Here is a 21,691-nt window from a genome sequence, read left to right on the forward strand (position 1 = left end):
GGCTTGACCCGGGCATCCACGCCTTCCTCACCAAGGGAAAGAACGTGGATGGCCGGGACAGGCCCGGCCATGACGGCTCTCACGGATCACATTGATTCCATTAATGAATTTATCCCGTTACCAATCCGATTGACTCCTCCCGCGCAGTTGGCTTTATATTAGAACATACCATGAACAATTGGGCCAGCTTCTGGTTTCTCCCTTAAGCCAGCAGCGGCCCCGATATCTTCTTAAGGAGCGGCGCATGACGAGCGCACGCCTGAGCACGCTTGCGTCCTTGCGCGGGCGCATCGAGCGTCTTGAAACATCCAATGAAGCGCATGCGCTGCAGCGGATCGCGCTGGGACATGCCGGCGCCGATGCGATGCTCAAGGGCGGGCTTGCGAGAGCCGCGGTGCACGAAGTGTTTGCCGAGGGGCACCAGGGCGCTTCCGCCACCGGTTTCATCGCAGGCCTCGCCGGCCGTCTTGCCGCCCGAAAGCCGCTGGTCTGGGTGCGGCAGGATTTTTCCGAAATCGAATCCGGTGCGCTGTCGATGAGCGGCCTGTCCGAACTCGGCCTCGATCCGCGCCTCCTCGTCACCGTGCGCGCCGCCGACATCGACAACGCATTGCGCACCACGGCCGATGCGCTCGCCTGCGACGCGCTAGGGGCCGTCATCATGGAGGTCTGGGGTGAGTCCAAACAGCTCGATCTGGTCGCGAGCCGCAAGCTGACGCTTGCCTCGCAATCATCAGGCGTCCCCGCGCTGCTGCTGCGCCTGGCGGCAACGCCGCTTCCGTCCACCGCGGAAACCCGATGGATCGTGCGCGCGGCGCATTCGCCGCCGGGCGCCAGTTGGAGCGCGTGGGGCGCGCCTCTGTTCGATGCGCAGCTCGTTCGCAATCGTCATGGCCCGGTCGGGCGATGGATCATGGAATGGAAATGTGATGAGTGCCTTTTCAGCGAACCGTCGGCGTATCCTCAGCCTGTGGCTGCCGCGCCTGCCCATCGATCGGATCAAGCGGCAACTGGCGCGCACCGCCTCGCAAGTTGAAACGCGCAAGCTGTCCGAACTCCCTCTCCCGCTTGCGGGGGAGGTCGAAGTGCCGAGCGTTGTCGTCATCAAGGAGCACAACGCGTTGGTGATCCACTCCCTCGACGACATCGCCGCGCGAAGCGGCCTGTCGATGGGCTTGCCATTGGCCAATGCCCGCGCGATCTGCCCGGAGCTGACGGTCTATGATGCCGACGAAATCGCGGATGCCAGGACGATCAACGACATCGCCGACTGGTGCGACCGCTTCACACCTCTGGTGGCGCTCGATCCGCCCTCAGGTCTCTTCCTCGATATCACCGGCTGCGCCCATCTGTTCGGCGGCGAGCGTGCGATGCTGCAGATCATCTGCGGCGCTCTCGCAAGACGCGGCTTTGCCGTCAGTGGCGCGATCGCGGCCACCTCGGTCTGCGCGCGCACGCTGACGCGGCATTCGTCTGGCCGGATCATCGAGGATGGTGCGGAAGCCGAGGCGGTCGCCCCGTTGCCGATCTCGGCATTGGGGGCCGATGATGCGATCACCAAGGGCCTGCGCCGCGCCGGCTTGAAGACGATCGGCGATGTCGCCGCCCGCGCGCGCCACGAGATCGCGGCGCGTTTCGGCGCGGCCTTCACCACGCGGCTCGAGCATGCGCTGGGGCAGGGCGATGCGCCGATCAGCCCGCGCAAGCCATTGCCTGACTACATCGTCGAGAAGCGTTTTCCCGAGCCGGTCACGACCGAGCCCATGATCGCGATGACGCTGCAGAACCTCGCCAGGATGCTGGTCCAGGCGATGGACAAGCAGGGCAAGGGCGCGCGGAAGCTGGAAGCAGGCTTCTTCCGCACCGACGGCGCGGTACGCACGCTTGCCGTCGAGACCGGGCGCGCGGTGACGAAGCCCGAAGTGATCGACCGCCTGTTCCGCGAGCGGCTCGACGCACTCAACGATCCCCTCGATCCCGGCTTCGGCTTCGACCTGATCCGCCTGTCCGCTGGCCGTACCGAGATCGTGGTGCAGCAGCAGCGCGATCTCGATGCCCATGTCCACGACAATGATGAGCTTGCCGCGCTGATCGACCGCATCGCCGCCCGCATCGGGGGCAAGCGTGTGGTCGTGCACCTGCCGGAGGACACCCACATCCCCGAGCGCGCAGCGCTTGCCGCACCGGCACAGCATCATCTGGCCGCGGCATCGCAAGCCGTCTGGCCCGCGCGCGCCGAAGGCGAGCCGCCACTGCGTCCCCTGCGACTGTTCGAAAGGCCGGAGCCGATCAAGGTGCCGTTCGCCACCGTGCCGGATGGACCGCCGCATCGCTTCACCTGGCGGCGTGCCACGCATCAGGTGGTGCGGGTCGAGGGTCCCGAGCGCATCGCCATGGAATGGTGGCAGCGGGATGGGAAGGTGCTGACGCGCGACTATTTCCGCGTCGAGGACGAGCAGGGCCTGCGCTTCTGGATCTTTCGCGATGGCCTTTACGACAGCGAACTGATCGACGAAGACGGCAAGCCCGTTCCCGCCAACTGGTTCGTGCATGGGCTGTTCGCATGATAGAACCGGCGCCCGATTATGCCGAGATCGGCATATCAAGCAATTTCTCCTTCCTGCGCGGCGGATCGGATCCGCGCGCCTATGTGCATCAGGCGAGCATTCTTCGCATTCCCGTGATCGGGCTTGCCGATCACAACACGCTCGCCGGCGTGGTGCGCGCCTACAAGGAGCTCGAGAATTCAAAAGTAACGCACCCGCCCAAGCTCCTGATCGGTTCGCGCATCGTGTTCATGGATGGCACGCCTGACATCCTGGTCTATCCGCGCGACCGCGCGGCTTACGGCCGACTGTGCCAGCTCCTCACCCGCGGCAAACGGGGCGATGACATCAAGCGGATCGAAAAAGGCGAATGCCATCTGAAGCTGAACGACCTCCTGGACTTCGCCGAAGGCCAGCTCCTGGTGCTGTCATTGCCGCATCGTTTCGAGACGGCCAAGGCGCTCGATCTGCTCGCGCGGCTGAAGGCGAGTCGCGCTGAGGGCGTCTGGCTCGCCGCAAGCCTGCTCTATCGCGGCGACGACAAGCGCCGCCTGGCACGATTACATCATCTTGCGACCAAAGCCGATGTGCCGCTGCTCGCGACCAACGAAGTGCTCTATCACCATCCCGCGCGCCGCCCGCTGCAGGACGTGCTCACCTGCATCAGGGAGAAGACGACGATCGATGCGATCGGCAAAAGGCTGGAAGCCAATGCCGAGCGGCATCTGAAACCTGCGCACGAGATGGCGCGGCTGTTCCGCGATTTTCCCGACGCGATCGCCGAGACCATGCGTTTTGCCGACCGCATCACCTTCTCGCTCGACCAGCTCAAATATCAGTATCCTGATGAACCGGTGCCGCCGGGCAAGACCGCGCAGCAGCATCTCGAAGACCTGACCTGGGCCGGCGTCGACCATTATTTTGGCGGCAAGATCGATGAGAAGCTCCGCGCCACCCTGCACAAGGAGCTCGCGCTGATCGCCGAGCTGAAATACGCGCATTATTTCCTGACCGTGCACGACATCGTCCGTTACGCGCGCAGCCAGAACATTCTATGCCAGGGGCGGGGATCGGCGGCGAACTCCGCGGTCTGCTATGTGCTCGGCATCACCTCGGTCGATCCGACCAAGGTCGATCTCCTGTTCGAGCGCTTCATCTCGAAAGAGCGCTTGGAGCCACCCGACATCGACGTCGATTTCGAGCATTCGCGGCGCGAGGAGGTGATGCAATATGTCTATCGTCGTTACGGCCGGCACCGCGCCGCGATCATCGCGACCGTCATCCATTATCGTCCGCGCAGCGCGATCCGCGACGTCGGCAAGGCGCTGGGGCTGACGGAGGATGTCACGGCCGCGCTCGCCGATACCGTGTGGGGAAGCTGGGGCAAGGGCCTCAACGACATGCAGGTGCGGCAGGCGGGACTCGACCCGAGGAACGCGATGATCGGGCTCGCCGTCGATCTCGCCACCGAGCTGATCGAATTCCCGCGCCACCTCTCGCAGCATGTCGGCGGCTATGTGCTGACGCAGGACCGGCTCGACACCTATGTGCCGATCGGCAATGCCGCGATGGAGGATCGCACCTTCATCGAATGGGACAAGGACGACGTCGACGCGCTCAACATGATGAAGGTCGACGTGCTGGCGCTGGGCATGCTGACCTGCATCCGCAAGAGCTTTGACTTGATCGCGAAGCACAAGGGTGAGCGCTGGGAGCTTGCGACCGTCCCGCAGGACGACGAAAAAGTCTACGACATGCTGTGCCGCGGTGAATCGCTCGGCGTATTTCAGGTCGAGAGCCGCGCGCAGATGAACATGCTGCCGCGACTGAAGCCGCGGACCTTCTATGATCTTGTCATCGAGGTCGCGATCGTGCGCCCGGGACCGATCCAGGGCGACATGGTGCATCCCTATCTGCGCCGCCGCAAAATGAAACCCGAAGATATCGAGTATCCGTACCCCAAAGGCGGCAACAAGGATGAATTGCGCAATGTCCTGCACAAGACCCTTGGGGTACCGCTGTTTCAGGAACAAGCGATGCGGATTGCAATCGAGGCTGCGGGATTCACGTCAGAAGAAGCCAATGGATTGCGTCGTGCGATGGCCACCTTCCGCAACGTCGGCACCATCGGCAATTTCGAAGAGAAGCTGATCGGCAATATGGTCAGGCGCGGTTACGACCCCGTCTTCGCACAAAATTGCTTCGAGCAGATCAAGGGCTTCGGTTCCTACGGCTTCCCGGAAAGCCATGCCGCGAGTTTTGCCCAACTCGTCTACATCTCCTCCTGGCTTAAATGTCATCATCCCGACGCTTTCTGCTGCGCGCTGCTTAACTCACAGCCGATGGGCTTTTACGCCCCCGCGCAGATCGTCGGCGACGCCCGCAAGAATGGCGTCGAGGTTCGCGAGATCGACGTATCCTACAGCTTCGCCCAGAACACCCTGGAAGAGCGCAGCGGCGACCATTGCGCCGTCCGCCTCGGTTTCCGCCAGATCGACGGTTTCAACTGGAAGGACCCGGACGAAGAGAGGCTGAAACAGCAGCAGGCGTTATTCCGGGAGGTGCCAGCGCTCCCTCTCCCGCAAGCGGCAGAGGTGGAGCCTCCCTTGGAACCCAACGACTGGGCCGACCGCATCGTCGCGGCGCGGCAGCGGCGCCCCTTCGCCTCGCTGGAGGATTTCGCCCGCGACACCGGCCTGCCCAAGCGCGCGCTGATCCTGCTCGCGGACGCCGATGCCTTCCGCTCGATCGGCCTCGATCGCCGCGCGGCGCTCTGGGCGGTGCGGCGGCTGCCCGACGACGTGCCACTGCCTTTGTTCGAAGCCGCTGTTGCCCGCGAGCAGCCGGACGAGAACGCGAAACCATTGCCGCAGATGCCGCGCCAGGAACAGGTGGTCGCCGACTACCAGACCATCCGCCTGTCGCTGAAGGGCCATCCGATGGAATTCTTGCGAGAGAAATTTGCAAAAGAGCGCGTCATACCCTGCAAGGAGGTCTGCCATCGCAATGACCGCCGCCGTATCCGCTGCGCCGGCGTGGTGCTGGTGCGGCAGCGTCCGGGCAGCGCCAAGGGCGTGGTGTTCATGACGCTCGAGGACGAGACCGGGATCGCCAATATCGTGGTGTGGCCGAAGGTGATGGAGCAATACCGGAAAGAAGTGATGGGCGCGCGGCTGATCCTGGTCGAAGGCTATATCCAGAGCAGCCCGGAGGAGGTGACGCACCTGGTCGCGCAGCGCATGATCGACCGTTCCTACGACCTCATCGGTCTCTCCAACGACGCGTTCAGCGCCAAGCCGGCCGTGCCCGCCGGCCCGGCTTTGGTCGAACCTCTCAACGACGACCGCCGCGACCACGGCGAAAACTCCCCGCAAAGAATCCGCCACCCCCGCAACGTCCGCATCCTGCCGCCGTCACGCGATTTCCATTGAACTCCGCCGCTGTCATTCCGGGGCGCGCGTAGCGCGAACCCGGAATCCATTGCGCCGCATGCGCAGGCGGAGAAATGGATTCCGGGCTCATCGCTTCGCGATGCCCCGGAATGACTCCTCATTCCGAGGAGCCGCGAACCGGCGTCTCGAGGGATGGGCCACAAACCCTCACCCTCCGAGAATCCATTCCGCAATGCACTTGGCGTGTCTTGGCGGTCTCGTCCCGAAGGTCTACCATGTCGAAAGTCAGTGCCGTTTTGGCTGCCTGGACTATCGTTCATTTGCAACGGGCGGGAGCTGACAATGAAGACGATTTTGGTACCGACCCAAAATACCCCGGCCATGAAATCCGTGCTCGAAACGGCGGTGCTGCTCGCGCAGCGCACCGGCGCCTATATCGAGGGTGTTCCACTGTGGTTTGGCACGCCTGAATTCGTCGTGGCAGGGCTGGCCAGCACCTATTCCATGGAAACCTATCGGGTGCGACGCGAAGCGGAGGCGGCGGGGGAGCGCGAGCTGTTCGAGACCTTCATGGAGCAGCACGGTGTTGCTGCTGCGAAAACGACCGCGGATCGACCCTGGTTTAGCTGGTTTCCCGAGGTGCCGCCCGGCGAGGGTCTCGTCGGCAGCCATGGCCGCGCGTTCGATGTGATTGTGATGAGCAGGCCATCCGCTGCTACGGACCCACTCTATCGGCGGGCGATCGAGTCGGGACTGTTCGAAAGCGGCCGGCCTGTTGTGCTGTCGCCGCCATTAGCTCCGAAAGAGATCGCGACCAACATCATGATCCATTGGAATGGCAGCACCGAGCAGGCCCGCGCCAACGCCTTGGCGATGCCACTCCTGCGCCTGGCCGGACGCGTGACGGTGTTGACTGTCGTCGGTGGACAGGATGTGCCGGGTCCATCGGCCGATCAGGTGCGCAAGCAATTGCGGTATAACGGCATTGCCGCCGAGCCCATGAGCATCGAGCTGAACGGTCGCAGCACCGGCGAAGCGGTCCTCGCCGCGGCCAAGGCGGAAGGCTGCGATCTCTTGATCAAGGGAGCCTTCACAAGGACCAGGCTGCGCCAAATGATTTTCGGCGGCGCCACCAGCCACATCATGGAGCACGCAGACTTGCCGTTACTGATGGCGCATTAGAGCATGGGAGGCGCCACGAATTCATCCCTCATCCCGAGGAGCCGCGAAGCGGCGTCTCGAGGGATGGGCCACGGGCGCTTCACTCTCCGTCATTCCGGGGCGCACCATAGTCGCCACTTCCTCCGTCGTCATTCCGGGGCGTCCGAAGGACGAACCCGGAATCCATCGGGCCGCAGACGCAGGTGGAGAAATGGATTCTATGATGTGCAATTGCACATCATAGCTCGATGCTTCGCATCGCTCCGGAATGACGACGGCCAATGTGGTTCCGCCTTCGACATCCTGCGCGGCCTCACGAGGATGATCGACGCGGTGGAATCGGTGGAACCACCTGCAGACTAGGAAGATCCTCGGGGCGCAGCCGAAAGGCGGCGGGATATTTGTCCGGGTTCACGTTCTCCTCCGGCTCGGTCGATCTCCAGACATAGAGGCATGTCGGACAACCGAACACAGTCCAGATCCCGACAACGGGAGATTTGCTGCGCATCTCGATCTTGCCTGATCGACATCGCGGACATGCGGCCGGAACAGTGTCAGCGGTTGTCGCCGTCATTTCCGCATCTCCTTCGCCAGAGCCATGAGCTTGGTCCGCCACTGATCGGTACGCAGCGGCTTGTCGAGTTCCTCGCCATAGTCGCCGCGGATATCAGGCGCGACCGGCGTGGTGGCATCGATGATCATCTTGGTCACCATGCCGGCCGGGCTGCAGGCCGGATCCAGCAGATTCTCCGCGAGATTCGGGATGGTCACGATGTCGCCCGCAGGGTTTACCTTCACCGATATTGCCCACATCACTTGCTTCAGATCGAACGGGTCGACTTTCTCGTCGACAACGATCACGACTTTTGCGTATCCGAGACCATGCGTCGTGGTCAGCACGCGCAAGCCCACATATTTGGCGAAGCCGCCATAGCGGATCTTTGTCGAGACGACGACCACGAGACCGTGGGTATAGAGTGCGTTGACGGCGACGACTTCGGGAAACGTCGTCTTGAGTTGAAGGAAGATCGGCGCGCTCGTCGTCATGGCTTGCAGGAAGTCGAGCTCGGTCCAGGGCCGCCCCACATAGACCGCGTCATAGACCGGGTCCTTGCGGTGCGACACGCGATCGATCTCGATCACCGGATATTTATGGCATCCCGAATAATAGCCGGGGAATTCGCCAAACGGCCCCTCGGTCTCGCGCTGTCCGCATAGCAGGCGGCCCTCCAGCACATATTCGGATCCCCAGGGGACATCCAGGCCCTTTGCAGTCTTGACCACACGGTATGGCGCGCCTTGCATCACGGCCGCCATCTTGTATTCGAGCTGATCGTAGAGCAGCGGCGTCGCGCCCATCAGCGTGATGATGGGCTCGTTTCCCAGCGCGATCGCGACTGGCAGGTCTTCGCCGCGGGCTTCCGCATGAGCCATATGGATCGCGATATCGTGCTGCGGCACAGTCTGGATTCCGAGGCGATTCCGCCCCTTGACCTGCAGGCGATAGATTCCGACGTTCTCGACATTGTCATTATCCCAGTCGTCTAGGTCTCGGCTGACGGTGCAGGCTTTGTCGATGAAATAGCCGCCATCGCCGCGGTTGAGACGAAACAGCGGCAGCAGTTCGTAGAGGTTCACGTCCTTGTCGACGACGACGTCTTGCCAGGGGCACTCGCAACGCGCTCCAACGTGCCGGGATATTGCTGGAAGCGTCGGACGAATTCAAAGAACTGGTCGCGCATGCCGGCGTCTTTTTCCATGCCAAGCGCGAGAGCATGGTTGCACCATGATCCATGCACGTTCATGGCTACCCGAGCGCTGGTGTAGCCCGCGATGTTGTCGAAATAGATCGCGGGGCTGTCCTCGCCGATCTCTGTAAGGGCGCAGGCCGCGGCCGCGATGTCGGGTTCAGGAACAACCTGATCATGGATGCGCAGCAATTGCCGCTCTTGCTCGAGGACGGACAGGAATTCGCGAAGGTCCTTGTAGGCACGCATTTCTGCCCCCAATTGCTCAGATTGGTTTCAGGCGGCGCGTAACGCGGCAATCTGCCGTTGCCAACGCGGCAGTACGGCTTTGGGATCGCGCAGTGCAAAGGTGACGCCGCCTGTCACATCCGCGTATGGCGCGACATGCTGGCGTACTGACTCGACCTCTGCCTCAAAGAGCGCCAGCGGCACATCGGACGAGGAGTGGGCGAGGCGGCGACAGCGGAGCTTCATCTCGCAAATGCCGCCATCGAGTGAAAGCGCGATCGTGAGCCGTCCTTCTCGTTCAAGATTGGACGCCATGGGGATTGCGGAAAAATCGCAAAGCGGACGCGGCCGGAAGGCATGATCACGATGTCGCCTGCACTGAGCAGCGCAGCGTGAGGCCATCCGTCGGAACCAACCGTCGAGAGACGCAGCGCCTGGGTTTTGGTCAGCAGCTCGGTGCCGTCAAGATAGCGGACCACCCCGTCTGGAATCCCGCTGCTGGTTGCGGGCGCCGTGTAGACGTGCTCGGCTTCCTTCATTTCACATCTCCCTCGGAAGTGATCCGCATTCCCTGCGAAAATCGAAGGCAGTTCGTTGATGTGGCGTAGGCTCGGTGCGCCCCCGTCATCGCTACGATGATGCGCATCGCTCTCAGTCTCCCAGAAGAGACAAGCGTGACTAGCTGTGTAAGAAGCGTACTACCAAAGGATGTCCCTTGCAACGGCGCCTGGATTGAGCGCGTACTGCGCCTTTGCCCACCCTACGGCTTCTGCAGTTCGCTGCACTATCTCCACGTCATTGCGAGCGGAGCGAAGCAATCTATGCCTCCGCTTGCGACGCTATGGATTGCTTCGCTTCGCTCGCAATGACGATGTGGATGCGTTGGTGCGACAAATCAACCCGACGGGCAAATCACCAAAAGTCTGTCCAGACTGTCAGCGAAAAATATTCCACTTTCGCCGTCGGGCAAATCAGTGATTTAACTCCGCGCGTCTCACCCGAATGAGGGGCGGCTCGCGATCGTCACGAACGTTGCGGTGAGATGCGGTGGACGTGAAGCGTGTGACTGACGAGCACACGTATCACGGACGGCGAAGTCGTGTGGTCCTGGCGCCCCGACGCTGGCGCTAAGTTCTGTTCGTTGAGCAGTGTGACGGTGGCAAAAGAGCCCGGTCACCGGGGAGAGCACGAAGTAAGCCGTAACACCATCGCGCAGGGAAAGCCGGACTGCTTCGGTTGAACCTGTGGTCCTACCCCCGTGCTTTTTGTTGCACGGGACCCACGGGTGCAACCAGCACCCGGCTTTCCCTGCGCCCTCTGATATCGAGGAGGGTGGAAAGTGAAGCAAACCTCGGGCGCATCACGCCGCGAGAATACGGACTCACATCCCCTCCGCTGTTTGAAATTTGAATCATAAGTCGCGGCGACGCCGTAGGGTGGGCAAAGCGAAGCGTGCCCACCATCGCGAGCACGGCGCGGATGGTGGGCACGGCGCAAGTGCGCCTTTGCCCACCCTACGCACCATCCCAAATCTACTCCACCGCCGCCCCGACCGGCGGCCCGCCGGGAGGTCGATGCAAGAACGTCATCGTTGCGTAGGCGCCGATCCAGGAGCCGATCGCGGCGAACAACACGTAGATCGAGTTTTCGGTATAGCTGATGACCGCATAGGACGAGAGCACGTACCAGACGCTGCTCCAGGTTGCAGCCGGCACGCGCTTGCGCGCAACGACGGCGGACGTGAACATGACGTAGACCGCATCGGTTGCGGCCGTCGCCAGCACCACGGCGGCGGCGGTCAAGGGATTGATGGCCATTGCAACTCCTTCCCAGTTCGGGCACTGCTCTTGGGCACAAGATTGAGGGAATGCCGAAGCGCGACCGGTTCAACCATGCCGAAAAAGGCAGGCGGTCGGCATCGTCAAAACAGGAGGGATCATCAGGCAGGATCTGCCTGCGCACGGCAGGGCCTGTCACACGGCCCGCTTTAGTTTCGCCGGCCGCCACCCCGGAATTGCCCGGGGCTTGGCATTCACCCGGCGTTCATGCCTCACTGTCCAAAGATAAACCGGAGACCTGCGTCCAATTGTCGCTTTTTTGGTTGTCTGAACCGGTAATTGGGCACTATTAGCGCGCAGCGGAACCTCCGACATCAGCCACGGCCCATGGTCAAAGACATTACCAAGCGATTGCAGACCCTTAGCCGTCAGCACGTGGCGCTGGTCGTGGCCGTGCTGGCGGTTGCCGGCGGCATGGCTTACGCATCCCTGCACACCAAGGGGGCAAATGGCGGCCATTCGGAGATTTCGAGCCAATCCCGCAAAGGGCTGCAACGCTACACGCCGACCCCTGCCGAATGGGCAAGCCTGAGCCTGCAGCCGGTCTCCGAGCGTGCCTTCCGTGCCGAATACGTGACCGAGGGCAAGATCGGCATCGACGAGGATCGCTCCACCCCGGTGTTCTCGCCCTATACCGGCCGCATCACCAAGCTCCTGGCGCGGCCCGGCGAGAGCGTCGTCAAGGGCCAGCCGCTGTTCGTGATCGAGGCCGCCGACACCGTGCAGGCGCAGAACGACTACATCTCGGCGATGACCAGCGTGAACAAGGCGAAGTCCGCGGTCGATCTGGCGCAGATCCAGGACGACCGCGCCAAGAGCCTGTTCGAAGGCAAGGCCGTGCCGCTGAAGGACTATCAGCAGAGCCAGGCCACGCTGGTCCAGGCGCAGAACGATCTGCGCTCGGCTCAGACGACGCTGGAGGCCGCGCGCAACAAGCTGCGCATCCTGGGCTTCGGCGACGGAGACATCGATGCGCTGCGCCAGAAGGGCGGCATCAATCCGGAGATCACGATCTTCGCGCCGATCGGCGGCACGGTGGTGCAGCGCAAGGCCGGCCCCGGGCAATATGTCTCCTCCGGCGCCAGCGATCCCGTCTATGTCATCGGCGATCTCTCGACCGTCTGGCTGCTCGCCTTCGTCCGCGAGAGCGATGCCGCCAAGGTCGCGGTCGGCCAGGACGTCACATTCAGCGTGATGGCGCTGCCGGGCCGCTCGCTGACCGCGCGCATTAATTATGTCGCCGCAGCGATCGATCCGACGACGCGCCGGCTCCTGGTCCGCGCCACCATCGACAACGCGGATGGCGCGCTGAAGCCGGAGATGTTCGCCAATGTCACGCTCTATTCGCCGGGCGACCATCCCGCAGTCGGCGTGCCCAAGCAGGCGCTGATCTATGAAGGCGACCAGGTGCGCGTCTGGGTCGCGCATCCGGACAAAACGATCGAACTGCGCCAGGTCAAGCCGGGGATCACCAATGGCGATCTCGTTGAGATCGTCGGCAATCTACGGCCAGGCGAGCAGATCGTCACCAAGGGCAGCCTGTTCATCGACCGCGCCGCCTCCGGTACCTGACATTCCCGGATTATTGAAAGCTTCGATCTGAAATGGATCGCCTCGTCGCTCTCGCAGTCAGCCGCCGCTATCTGATGGTCGGCATCTTCGCCGCCGTCATGATCGGTGGCCTGATCGCCTTCCAGCACCTCAACATCGAGGCCTATCCCGATCCGACGCCGCCGATGGTCGACATCGTGACGCAAAGCCCGGGCCTGTCGGCGGAGGAGATCGAGCGCTACATCACGATTCCGATCGAGACCCAGGTCGCCGGGCTGAAGAACCTGCGCACGATCCGCACGATCTCGCTCTACGGCCTCTCCGACGTCAAGCTGCAGTTCTCCTTCGACTACACCTATGACGAGGCGCTGCAGCAGGTCCTGAACCGCCTCGCGCAACTGCCGCCTTTGCCGGGCAATGTGCAGCCGACGATCTCGCCGCTCAGCCCGATCGGCGAGATTTTTCGTTACCGCCTGGTCGGCCCGCCCAACTACAGCGTCCTCGATTTGAAGACATTGCAGGATTGGGTGCTGCAACGCCGCTTCCGCGCCGTGCCCGGCGTGATCGACGTCACCGGCTGGGGCGGCAAGACCAAGACCTATGAAGTGCAGGTCGATTTCAACAAGCTCGTCGCCAACGGCCTGACCTTGCCGCAGGTGTTGCAGGCGGTGAGCAACGCCAACATCAATGTCGGCGGCAACACGGTCGATATCGGCAGCCAGTCCGCGGTGGTGCGTGGCGTCGGCCTGATCCGTTCGGTCGACGATCTCAACAACACCATGGTGTCGCAGTCCGGCGGCAACCCTGTGCTGGTCAGGGATATTGCGACGGTCACCATCGGCGAGAAGCCGCGGCTCGGGATTGCCGGCATCGACAATGACGACGACATCGTACAGGGCATCGTGCTGATGCGCCGCGGCGAGCAGAGCTCGCCGACGATCGCCCGTGTCGAGCAACTGGTCAAATCCATCAACAATTCCTCGATCCTGCCGCCGGGGGTGCGGATCGAGCGTGTCTATGACCGCAAGGACCTGATCGATCTCACCACTCACACCGTGCTGCACAACATGGTGGTCGGCATCCTCCTGATCGTGCTGCTGCAATGGATATTCCTCGGCGACCTCCGCAGCGCGCTGATCGTCGGCGCAACCATTCCCTTCGCGCTGTTCTTCGCCGTGATCATCCTGGTGCTGCGCGGCGAATCCGCCAATCTGTTGTCGGTCGGCGCGATCGACTTCGGGCTGATCGTGGATGCCACCGTCATCATGGTGGAGGCGATCTTCCGCCGCCTGTCACAGACCACTCCGCTTTCTGAAGCCGAGCAGAGCCATATCTCCGCCGAAACCATGATGGGCATCAAGAGCCACGCGATCCTGTCGGCGTCTGCCGACGTATCGCGCTCGATCTTCTTTGCCGCCACCATCATCGTTGCCGCCTTCCTGCCGCTGTTCACGCTGAGCGGCGTCGAGGGCAACATCTTCGGGCCGATGGCGCGGACCTATGCCTACGCGCTGGCCGGCGGTCTGCTTGCGACCTTCACGATCACGCCGGCGCTGAGCGCGATCATCCTGCCCGCGCATATCGAGGAAACCGAGACCTGGATCGTCAGGCAGCTCAATCGCATCTATCTGCCCGTCCTGAACTGGGCGATCGCCAACCGGCGAGTGATGATGGCCGGCGCTGTCGCCCTCGTGTTCTTGACCGCGCTGTCGGTGCGCTTGCTCGGGCTCGAATTCCTGCCCAAGCTGGAAGAGGGCAATCTGTGGATCCGTGCCACCCTGCCGCCGACAATCTCGCTGCAGGAGGGTAACGCTTACGTCAACGAGATGCGCCGGATGATCCGCGCCCGTCCCGAGGTGGAATCGGTGGTGTCACAGCACGGCCGCCCCGACGACGGAACCGACGCCGCCGGTCTCTTCAACGCCGAGTTCTTCGCACCGTTGAAACCGGCAAGCGAATGGCCCGGCACGCACGACAAGGATGAGCTCACCGCACAGCTATTGGCGCAGTTGCAGGACAAGTTCCCCGGCGTCGAATTCAACTTCTCGCAATATCTGCAGGACAACGTCTCCGAAGCGGTCTCGGGCGTGAAGGGCGAGAACTCGATCAAGCTTTACGGCAGCGATCTGCAGGCGTTGACCGACACGGCCAATCAGATCAAGTCGGTGCTCTCGACGGTGCAGGGGATCACCGACCTTGCCGTGTTCACCTCGCTCGGCCAGCCGACGATCCAGATCGACGTCGACCGCGCCCGCGCCGCGCGCTACGGCCTGTCGCCGGGCGACATCAATGCCACGATCAAGGTCGCGGTCGGCGGCGACAGCGCCGGCGATCTCTATGAGCCCGGCAGTGACCGGCATTTTCCGATCATCGTGCGGCTCGCCCCGGAATACCGCAAGAGCGCCGAAGCGATCCAGAACCTACGCATCGGCGTCGCCAACCCGAACGGCGGGATCACGCAGATCCCGCTGAGCGAAGTGGCCTCGATCAAGCTGATCTCGGGCGCCGCCTATATCTATCGCGAGCAGCAGGAACGCTATCTGCCGATCAAATTCTCGGTGCGCGAGCGCGACCTTGGCAGCGCGATCCAGGAGGCGCAGCAGAAGGTCGCGGACCAGGTCAAGCTCCCGCCGGGATCGCGTATCGAATGGGTCGGCGAGTTCGGCAATCTGCAGGACGCGATCAAGCGGCTGTCGATCGTGGTGCCGATCAGCCTCGCTTTGATCGCGATCCTGCTGTTCCTCAATTTCGGCTCGATGGTCGACACGCTGCTCGCCATGAGCGTGATCCCGATGGCGATCTTCGGCGGCGTGCTCGGGCTGCTGGTCTCCGGCATTCCCTTCAGCGTCTCGGCCGCGATCGGCTTCATCGCGCTGTTCGGCATTGCCGTGATGGACGGCATCATCATCCTGTCGCAGTTCAACCAGCTCATCGATGAAGGTTACGACCGGATGCGGGCCGTGGTCCGCACCGGTGAATTGCAACTGCGCCCGGTGTTGATGACCTGCGTCGTCGCCGGCGTCGGGCTATTGCCGGCGGCGCTGTCGGAAGGGATCGGCTCGCAGGTGCAGAAGCCGCTGGCAGTCGTGGTCGTGACCGGCATGATGCTGGCGCCGCTCGTCATCCTCGTGACGCTGCCGGTCCTGATCTCCTATTTCTCGCGGCGCGACTCTAGGAGGTGAAGCCGTAGAGCCGAGCCGGGTTGTCGACCAGGATCTTCTTGCGCGTCGCTGTGTCCGGCGCCCACACCGCGAGCTGGTTGAGGAGCCGCCCGTCGTCGATCTGGTACAGCGGAACAACATCCGTGACCTGCTTTCCGGGTGGGACGACCGTATCGGGATGCGGCCAGTCGGTGCCCCAGACGATGCGGTCGGGATTTGCCGCGATCAGGGCCTTGGCGAGGGGGATTGCGTCCTGATAGTCGGGCGCGAGCTTGGAGGCGCGGTAGGCGCCGGAGATCTTCACATAGGCCTTGCCGGACTTCACCAGTTCGACAAGGTCCGGAAAACCCGGTTGTTCCACGCCGAGCGCGGCCTGCGCGCCGCCGAAATGGTCGAAGACAACAGGCACGGGCGATGCCGCGACGAGGTCCTTGACCGCAGGGATCAGGGGCAAGTTCGTGTACACCTGCACATGCCAGCCCCGCGCCTTGACGCGGTCGATTCCGGAGGTCAGGCGGGCACGAGCGACATTGGGATCGTTGATGCCGCCGGTTGCGAGATTGAGGCGGATGCCGCGAAAACCGTCCTTCTGCATCGCATCGAGATCGCTTTCCGGCGTCTTGTCGTCGATGACAGCCACCCCCCGCGCGGTCGCGCCGCGCGCCATCATGCCGAAGCGGGTCGCGGAATTGTCGGTGCCGTAGACGCTCGGCGTCACGATCACCACGCGCTCGATCCCGAGCGCCTTGTGCAGCGCGCTCATCTCCGCCGGCGAGGCCGGCTCCGGCGTGTAGACGCGACCAGTGAAGAACGGGAATTTCTGGGGATCGCCATGGATGTGGGTGTGGCAGTCGCAGGCGCCGGCCGGCACGTCGAAATTCACCGGCGTCGATGGCTGCGCTGCCTTGGCGTGGACGTCTCTGTTGTTCATCATCACTCCGGCCGCGATGGAGGCAAGCATCATACTGCGTCGCGTCAGCATTGGTCTTCTCCCTGCGTTTCCTCATTTGATCGGCGCTTGCTGCGCCCCAGCGTTATCAGCCGCCGGTTGAGCGAGGTTACAGGGCGAATGTGCGGGCGGGAAGGCGGCGGTGCCTATACCGGGATCATTGTCCGGACGGCGTGCGTAGCCCGTGCCAGGCGTCGCGCACCTGATGGTAATGCACTTCCGGCAGGTAATCCGGCGTATTGAGATTGAGCGTCTTGACGTCGAGCCGGCCGATGGCGCTGAGCAGGCTGTAGGACGCGATCACGCGGTCGCGCAGCGCGCCGATCAGCCGGGCCCTGGCCGAGATCAAATCCTGTTGTGCATTGAGCACATCGACGGTGGTGCGCTGGCCGCCGGCCGCCTCGCGCTGCACGCCCTGCAGCGCAACGTTCGCGGCACGGACTTCGGACTCGGAAGCGGAGACCGCCGTCTTGGCGCCTTCGTTGGCGACCCAGGCGCTGATCGCAGCGGTCCGCGCCTGGTTACGAACCTGGTCGAGCACCAGCCGGCTCTGCGCCGCCACTTCCTTGGCCTGCCGGGTCTGGGACGCCGCCATGCCGCCGTCATAGATCGGCTGGTTCAACTGGCCGATGATGGAAGCCTGATCGGTTCCGAATGTGCCGAGCGTCGGGTCGGAGTCGCGGCTGCGGCTCACGCTGCCCTGCACCGTAACATTCGGCATCAGGCTGCTTTCAGCGACGCGGATCGTGGTCGAGGCGACGTCGACGTCGTAGCTTGCCGCCATCACTGCCGGGTGCTCTTTGAAGGCGAGACCGATTGCGTCCTCGCGGTTGCGCGGCAGCAGGCGGTCGGTGGTCTCGGCAGGCCGCAATTGCCCGGGCGCATTGCCGATGACCTGTGCGTAAGTCGCTTGGCTGATCGCGAGACTGATCTCGGCGGCGTTGAGATCTGCAAGCCCGCGGTTCAGTCGCGCTTCGGCCTGCGCCGTGTCGGTCGGCGTGACATCGCCGGCATTGAGGCGCTTCTGCGTGATGGCTTGCGTTTCGCGCAGGAACGCGACGTTGGCGCGCTGCGCTTCGACCAAGGACTGGTTGGCGAGCACATTGGTATAAGCGGTCACCGCGTCCAGCAGCACGCCCTGGCCGACATTGCGCAGCGCCTCGCGGCCGGATTGCACCTGCAGTTCCGCCACCCGCACGCTGTTGGCGGTCTTGAAACCGTTGAACAGCGTCTGCGTCACCGTCAGGCCAATCTGCCACGGCTTCAGGTTCGCGGTCCGAACGACGTTATTTGGCAAGAGATCGCGCACCGCCTGCAAACCGGCGGAGAGGGTTGCGGCGATCTGCGGACGATAGCCGGTCAGCGCCTGCGGCACGTTCTCGTCGGTCGCACGCTGCCGCGCCCGCTCCGCATTCAGTGCCGGATTGGTTTGGTAGGCTTTGGCGAGCGCTTCAGGGAGGCTCTCCGCATGGACCGCCGAGGCGGCGAAATCGACACAAAGCATAACGCCAAGGCAAATGCCTGTCTGAAGCAAACGCCTTCTCACGTCGCTAACTCTAGCGGCACGTCCGATCATAATAACCCGCAAACCACCCCGACTGTCCGCCCCCGTCGACTGGGTCACATCTACTGTTTAGGGGATGGTACCGCTACTGACAAACGGTCGCGCGACATCTGCACATCAAATCAGTGCTTGTCTGTTGCCGGTTCGTCACAGGCGAGTGACGGTCGTGAAGGATTGCGCTGCGCGATGAGCCTGGAATCCATTTCGCCGCTTGCGAAAGCGGACGAACGGATTCTGGGCGCGCAACTTCTTCGCCCGAAGACGAGGAACTTACCTGTTCTTATTCACAGGCTGTCGCTTCTCAATGAAGGCGGCCATGCCTTCGGAACGGTCTTCGAGCGAGAAGGTCGAGTGGAACAGGTTGCGCTCGACGTTGAGACCTTCCGACAGCGTGGTCTCGAAGGCGCGGTTGACGGCTTCCTTGGCCATCGCGACCGCCGGGCGCGACATCGACGCGATCTTTTCAGCGGCGGTGAGTGCTTCGTCCATCAGCTTGTCAGCGGGCACGATGCGGCTGACGAGGCCGGAGCGTTCGGCCTCGGCGGCATCCATCATCCGTCCGGTGAGGCAGAGATCCATCGCCTTCGACTTGCCGATCGCACGCGTCAGCCGCTGCGTGCCGCCGATTCCGGGGATCGTGCCGAGCGTGATCTCGGGCTGACCGAACTTCGCGTTGTCGGCAGCGATGATGATGTCGCACATCATGGCAAGCTCGCAGCCGCCGCCAAGGGCATATCCCGCCACCGCCGCAATCGTCGGCTTGCGGCATCTGGCGACGCGGTCGCCGCCAATCGCGGCGAAGTCGCTGGTGAACATGTCGATGAAGCCTTTCGGCTGCATCTCCTTGATGTCGGCGCCGGCGGCAAAGGCCTTTTCGCTGCCGGTCAGCACGATGCATCCGATTGCGTCGTCCGCCTCGAGGTCGTCGACTGCGGCTGCGATCTCGCGGAAGACGCCGAAGGAGAGCGCGTTGAGCATTTTGGGACGGTTCAACTTGATGATGCCGACCGCGCCCTTGCTCTCGACAATGATGTGTTCAAACGTCGACATGATCCACCCCGTTTTCCTGATCTAGCGGCAATGTGCCCGCTGACGGGGTGGGCTTCAAGTGGGCTCCCGGACGCGGTGTGACGCAATTTGCGCCGCGCGTCCGGGCACAAGGGGACGTCAGGCCATGAACATGCGGGCAGCAGACGCCATGGTCAGCAACGCGCCCGCAGCGATGAACATCTTGCCGATCAGGGAAGTCCGGTCCCAGGTCGAGTCGTCGGCGCTGGCGACCGGCGCCGCCTGAGCGGTTGTCATCGCGACTGCCGGGGCAGACTGCTGCGGCTGTGCGGCGGGCTGATTCTGCTGCTGGCTGTCCTGCAGCGCGCGATCGACTTCGTTGAGCTGGTCGGAGGCGACGACGTCGGCATCACCGGGCGCCTTTGTCTCGTCGGGCTTGTCGGATTCGGCGAGCAGCGTGTTGGCCTTCGCCGACATCGCGCTCGCATTGTCGGCAGGGACGTTGGGGGTCAGTTCGGCCTTGGCATTGGCGACCAATGCCGGAAGCGACACGGCTGCGGCGTCGGCGGTCTCGGCGCTATCCGGCTTCTTGGCCTCGGACGACTTGGATTCGGAGGACTTGGATTCGGAGGATTTGGAATCGGTCTTGGCCGACTTGTCGCGCTTTGCGTGACGCGTACTCTGTTTCTTAACACTTGCCGCACTATCAGAGTCCGAGGCAGTCGTGCTGCCCGAACCTGCCGCCTCGAACGGGGACGGCGCGGCGACGTATGCAAACAGCCCTGCGGCCACAAGCACCGCCAGAAGCCCGCTGGCTTTGGTGATCATCTGACAATCTCCCCATTTGCCCGCCCCTGAGGGGCGAAATGAGACCCCGAGGCGTGTCCTCAGCGGGGCAGAAAAAGGGAATCTTCGGGTTTTGCCGGGCCAAAACGGGGCGGCACTGTTGCGCCAAAACGGCTGCTTTCGGGCACAGCGTCGATTTTCCTCCAGGCAAAATTCTGTGCTTGCGTTCCACCGGTGCGAGTTCCGGCAATCGATGTTAAGAGCGCTGCGGATCTCGAACGGCCCAACTTACGCTGGTCCGGATTTGAGATTCTGTCGCCCGGGCGCCGTTTCACGATTTTGTGATAGATTCGCTCCCGGCGTAACAAATTGAAGGATAGACCGAATTGCGTTGTGGGAGCGCGCGTGCGCGAACGTGAGGACGAATGGACCGGCCTGATGCGGTCGGCCATTTCAGGCGACAGCACGGCGTATCATCGCCTGCTGAAGGCGATCACGCCGGTCCTGCGGGCGGCCGCGCGCCGTGGCTTGGCGCGCGCGGGCCAACCGATCGATCAATCCGAGGATATCGTGCAAGACATTCTGCTGGCGGTGCATTCGAAGCGACACACATGGGACGTAAATGCTCCGTTTGCGCCCTGGCTGTTCGCAATTGCCCGCAACAAGCTGATCGATGCGCTACGCCGCCGGGGCAAGCGGGTGTTCGTCAACATCGACGATTTTGCCGAGACCCTGCCCGGTGAGGCGCAGGAGGAGAGGGCCTCCGCGAGCGAAATCGCTGCGCATCTGGACACGTTGCCGGCGCGGCAGCGCGAGGTCCTGCAGTCGATCGCCGTCGACAGCGCCTCGATCAAGGATACGGCGGCAAAATTCTCGATGAGCGAGGGCGCCGTGCGGGTGGCGTTGCATCGCGGGCTCGCCAACCTGACGGCGAAACTGCGGGACAGTTGAGCATGGATACCGATCAGCTCATTCGCACGCTCGCCGCCGACAACGTCAAGCGCGCACAGCCGGTGGGTTTTGTCCTGATGTTGGCGTTGCTCGCCGCCGCACCGATTTCCTTGCTGATGTTCTTCACCGAGCTCGGCGTCAGGCCCGATGTCATGACCGCGATGCACAATCCGTTCTTCGGTATGAAGTTCGCGGTGACGCTGGCGCTCGCCGCTTCGGCAATCGCCGTCAGCCTGCATCTATCGCGGCCCGAGGCGTCGCTGCGCGGCTTTGGCTGGTGGCTGCTTGTTCCAGCCGGGCTGCTCGTGGCCGGGATCAGCGGCGAGATGATGATGCCTCAGCGCGCGCCGATGATGACGCGGCTCGTCGGCAACAATTCGCGGGCATGCCTGATCTCGATTCCCTTGATGTCGCTGCCGCTGCTCGCGGCCGCCTTGTTCGGCCTGCGCCATGGCGCGCCGGCGCGTCCGGCAGTTGCCGGCGCCATCGCAGGCCTGGTGGCAGCGGGGCTGGCGGCAACGCTCTACGCATCGCATTGCGCCGATGATTCACCGCTGTTCGTGGCGACCTGGTACACGATCGGGACCGCGCTGGTCGCCGCGATCGGCGCAGTGATCGGCTCGAAGGTGCTTCGATATTGACAGTGAATTGCGATCCGTAGCCCGGATGGGGCGAAGCGCAATCCGGGACCAGCGCGCCGCCACTGAACGAGCCGGCCCCGGATTACGCTTCCAGGCTGGGCAAGAATTTCGCGGATTTCGGGAAGTTGAGGTACGATTCGCGGATGGTGAATCGTCTTTACAAGACC

At 63.2% G+C, this 21,691-nt stretch carries 18 protein-coding genes; 8 read left to right on the forward strand and 10 right to left on the reverse strand.

The window, feature by feature from the left end:
• Positions 1 to 244 precede the first annotated feature (244 nt).
• The 4 genes from AAFX91_RS05770 (at position 245) to AAFX91_RS05785 (ending at position 7,120) form a co-directional block, all read left to right on the forward strand.
• Entirely contained in the window at positions 245 to 1,036 is a 792-nt protein-coding gene (locus tag AAFX91_RS05770; RefSeq protein WP_394565819.1) for an ImuA family protein, read from the forward strand.
• On the forward strand, positions 930 to 2,567 hold the full coding sequence (locus tag AAFX91_RS05775) for a Y-family DNA polymerase (protein WP_394565820.1): 1,638 nt from the start codon (positions 930 to 932) through the stop codon (positions 2,565 to 2,567). Before AAFX91_RS05770 ends, AAFX91_RS05775 begins: the two co-directional genes overlap by 107 nt.
• Positions 2,564 to 5,977, forward strand: a complete 3,414-nt coding sequence (locus tag AAFX91_RS05780; protein WP_394565821.1) for an error-prone DNA polymerase — start codon at positions 2,564 to 2,566, stop codon at positions 5,975 to 5,977. Before AAFX91_RS05775 ends, AAFX91_RS05780 begins: the two co-directional genes overlap by 4 nt.
• Before the next feature lie 303 nt (positions 5,978 to 6,280).
• Positions 6,281 to 7,120 carry a universal stress protein gene (locus AAFX91_RS05785; protein ID WP_394565822.1) on the forward strand — a complete coding sequence of 280 codons (840 nt, stop codon included), beginning with the start codon at positions 6,281 to 6,283 and terminating at the stop codon, positions 7,118 to 7,120.
• A gap of 292 nt (positions 7,121 to 7,412) precedes the next feature.
• On the opposite strand, the gene AAFX91_RS05790 is transcribed toward AAFX91_RS05785, so the two are convergent.
• The 6 genes from AAFX91_RS05790 to AAFX91_RS05815 all read right to left on the reverse strand — a co-directional run bounded on the left by AAFX91_RS05790 (position 7,413) and on the right by AAFX91_RS05815 (position 10,892).
• Positions 7,413 to 7,673: a non-oxidative hydroxyarylic acid decarboxylases subunit D gene (locus AAFX91_RS05790; RefSeq protein WP_130583893.1), complete on the reverse strand. Its 261-nt coding sequence runs from the start codon at positions 7,671 to 7,673 to the stop codon at positions 7,413 to 7,415.
• Complete coding sequence (locus AAFX91_RS05795) at positions 7,670 to 8,737, reverse strand: UbiD family decarboxylase (RefSeq protein WP_394565823.1); 1,068 nt, start codon at positions 8,735 to 8,737, stop codon at positions 7,670 to 7,672. Before AAFX91_RS05795 ends, AAFX91_RS05790 begins: the two co-directional genes overlap by 4 nt.
• Entirely contained in the window at positions 8,734 to 9,096 is a 363-nt protein-coding gene (locus AAFX91_RS05800; protein ID WP_394565824.1) for a hypothetical protein, read from the reverse strand. The genes AAFX91_RS05795 and AAFX91_RS05800 overlap by 4 nt, the downstream gene beginning before the upstream one ends.
• A 27-nt stretch (positions 9,097 to 9,123) precedes the next feature.
• Positions 9,124 to 9,321, reverse strand: a complete 198-nt coding sequence (locus tag AAFX91_RS05805) for a hypothetical protein (protein ID WP_394565825.1) — start codon at positions 9,319 to 9,321, stop codon at positions 9,124 to 9,126.
• A complete protein-coding gene (locus AAFX91_RS05810) occupies positions 9,318 to 9,614 on the reverse strand; it encodes a hypothetical protein (RefSeq protein WP_394565826.1) in 297 nt (98 codons plus the stop codon). The genes AAFX91_RS05805 and AAFX91_RS05810 overlap by 4 nt, the downstream gene beginning before the upstream one ends.
• A 993-nt stretch (positions 9,615 to 10,607) precedes the next feature.
• Positions 10,608 to 10,892 carry a hypothetical protein gene (locus tag AAFX91_RS05815; protein ID WP_282530938.1) on the reverse strand — a complete coding sequence of 95 codons (285 nt, stop codon included), beginning with the start codon at positions 10,890 to 10,892 and terminating at the stop codon, positions 10,608 to 10,610.
• A gap of 348 nt (positions 10,893 to 11,240) precedes the next feature.
• On the opposite strand from AAFX91_RS05815, the gene AAFX91_RS05820 reads away from it, so the two are divergent.
• Both AAFX91_RS05820 and AAFX91_RS05825 read left to right on the forward strand, forming a co-directional pair.
• The gene (locus AAFX91_RS05820; RefSeq protein ID WP_394565827.1) at positions 11,241 to 12,485 is read left to right on the forward strand and encodes an efflux RND transporter periplasmic adaptor subunit; all 1,245 of its coding nucleotides are present in this window, start codon (positions 11,241 to 11,243) and stop codon (positions 12,483 to 12,485) included.
• A gap of 32 nt (positions 12,486 to 12,517) precedes the next feature.
• On the forward strand, positions 12,518 to 15,646 hold the full coding sequence (locus AAFX91_RS05825; protein ID WP_394565828.1) for an efflux RND transporter permease subunit: 3,129 nt from the start codon (positions 12,518 to 12,520) through the stop codon (positions 15,644 to 15,646).
• On the opposite strand, the gene AAFX91_RS05830 is transcribed toward AAFX91_RS05825, so the two are convergent.
• From AAFX91_RS05830 to AAFX91_RS05845, 4 genes are all read right to left on the reverse strand, one after another.
• A complete protein-coding gene (locus AAFX91_RS05830) occupies positions 15,636 to 16,607 on the reverse strand; it encodes an amidohydrolase family protein (protein WP_394565829.1) in 972 nt (323 codons plus the stop codon). The two genes, AAFX91_RS05825 and AAFX91_RS05830, sit on opposite strands and share 11 nt — an antisense overlap.
• A gap of 124 nt (positions 16,608 to 16,731) precedes the next feature.
• A complete protein-coding gene (locus AAFX91_RS05835; protein WP_394565830.1) occupies positions 16,732 to 18,150 on the reverse strand; it encodes a TolC family outer membrane protein in 1,419 nt (472 codons plus the stop codon).
• A 258-nt stretch (positions 18,151 to 18,408) separates the two neighbouring features.
• Complete coding sequence (locus tag AAFX91_RS05840) at positions 18,409 to 19,188, reverse strand: enoyl-CoA hydratase (RefSeq protein ID WP_394565831.1); 780 nt, start codon at positions 19,186 to 19,188, stop codon at positions 18,409 to 18,411.
• A 117-nt stretch (positions 19,189 to 19,305) separates the two neighbouring features.
• A complete protein-coding gene (locus tag AAFX91_RS05845; RefSeq protein WP_394565832.1) occupies positions 19,306 to 19,974 on the reverse strand; it encodes a hypothetical protein in 669 nt (222 codons plus the stop codon).
• A gap of 363 nt (positions 19,975 to 20,337) precedes the next feature.
• On the opposite strand from AAFX91_RS05845, the gene AAFX91_RS05850 reads away from it, so the two are divergent.
• Positions 20,338 to 20,883 (forward strand): sigma-70 family RNA polymerase sigma factor, encoded by a 546-nt coding sequence (locus tag AAFX91_RS05850; RefSeq protein ID WP_394565833.1) that lies wholly within the window; start codon positions 20,338 to 20,340, stop codon positions 20,881 to 20,883.
• A gap of 2 nt (positions 20,884 to 20,885) precedes the next feature.
• Positions 20,886 to 21,524 carry a DUF1109 domain-containing protein gene (locus tag AAFX91_RS05855; RefSeq protein WP_282530945.1) on the forward strand — a complete coding sequence of 213 codons (639 nt, stop codon included), beginning with the start codon at positions 20,886 to 20,888 and terminating at the stop codon, positions 21,522 to 21,524.
• The last annotated feature ends 167 nt before the right edge of the window (positions 21,525 to 21,691 follow it).

Origin of the sequence: Bradyrhizobium sp. 31Argb, from assembly GCF_043638955.1 — a bacterium.
Classification (GTDB): domain Bacteria; phylum Pseudomonadota; class Alphaproteobacteria; order Rhizobiales; family Xanthobacteraceae; genus Bradyrhizobium.

Excerpts from the sequence above, each read along its gene's own strand:
- AAFX91_RS05770 (WP_394565819.1), top strand. The coding sequence starts at position 245 with ATGACGAGCGCACGCCTGAGCACGCTTGCGTCCTTGCGCGGGCGCATC.
- AAFX91_RS05775 (WP_394565820.1), top strand. The coding sequence starts at position 930 with ATGAGTGCCTTTTCAGCGAACCGTCGGCGTATCCTCAGCCTGTGGCTG.
- AAFX91_RS05780 (WP_394565821.1), top strand. The coding sequence starts at position 2,564 with ATGATAGAACCGGCGCCCGATTATGCCGAGATCGGCATATCAAGCAAT.
- AAFX91_RS05785 (WP_394565822.1), top strand. The coding sequence starts at position 6,281 with ATGAAGACGATTTTGGTACCGACCCAAAATACCCCGGCCATGAAATCC.
- AAFX91_RS05790 (WP_130583893.1), bottom strand. The coding sequence starts at position 7,673 with ATGACGGCGACAACCGCTGACACTGTTCCGGCCGCATGTCCGCGATGT.
- AAFX91_RS05800 (WP_394565824.1), bottom strand. The coding sequence starts at position 9,096 with ATGCGTGCCTACAAGGACCTTCGCGAATTCCTGTCCGTCCTCGAGCAA.
- AAFX91_RS05805 (WP_394565825.1), bottom strand. The coding sequence starts at position 9,321 with ATGAAGCTCCGCTGTCGCCGCCTCGCCCACTCCTCGTCCGATGTGCCG.
- AAFX91_RS05810 (WP_394565826.1), bottom strand. The coding sequence starts at position 9,614 with ATGAAGGAAGCCGAGCACGTCTACACGGCGCCCGCAACCAGCAGCGGG.
- AAFX91_RS05815 (WP_282530938.1), bottom strand. The coding sequence starts at position 10,892 with ATGGCCATCAATCCCTTGACCGCCGCCGCCGTGGTGCTGGCGACGGCC.
- AAFX91_RS05820 (WP_394565827.1), top strand. The coding sequence starts at position 11,241 with ATGGTCAAAGACATTACCAAGCGATTGCAGACCCTTAGCCGTCAGCAC.
- AAFX91_RS05825 (WP_394565828.1), top strand. The coding sequence starts at position 12,518 with ATGGATCGCCTCGTCGCTCTCGCAGTCAGCCGCCGCTATCTGATGGTC.
- AAFX91_RS05830 (WP_394565829.1), bottom strand. The coding sequence starts at position 16,607 with ATGCTGACGCGACGCAGTATGATGCTTGCCTCCATCGCGGCCGGAGTG.
- AAFX91_RS05835 (WP_394565830.1), bottom strand. The coding sequence starts at position 18,150 with ATGATCGGACGTGCCGCTAGAGTTAGCGACGTGAGAAGGCGTTTGCTT.
- AAFX91_RS05840 (WP_394565831.1), bottom strand. The coding sequence starts at position 19,188 with ATGTCGACGTTTGAACACATCATTGTCGAGAGCAAGGGCGCGGTCGGC.
- AAFX91_RS05845 (WP_394565832.1), bottom strand. The coding sequence starts at position 19,974 with ATGATCACCAAAGCCAGCGGGCTTCTGGCGGTGCTTGTGGCCGCAGGG.
- AAFX91_RS05855 (WP_282530945.1), top strand. The coding sequence starts at position 20,886 with ATGGATACCGATCAGCTCATTCGCACGCTCGCCGCCGACAACGTCAAG.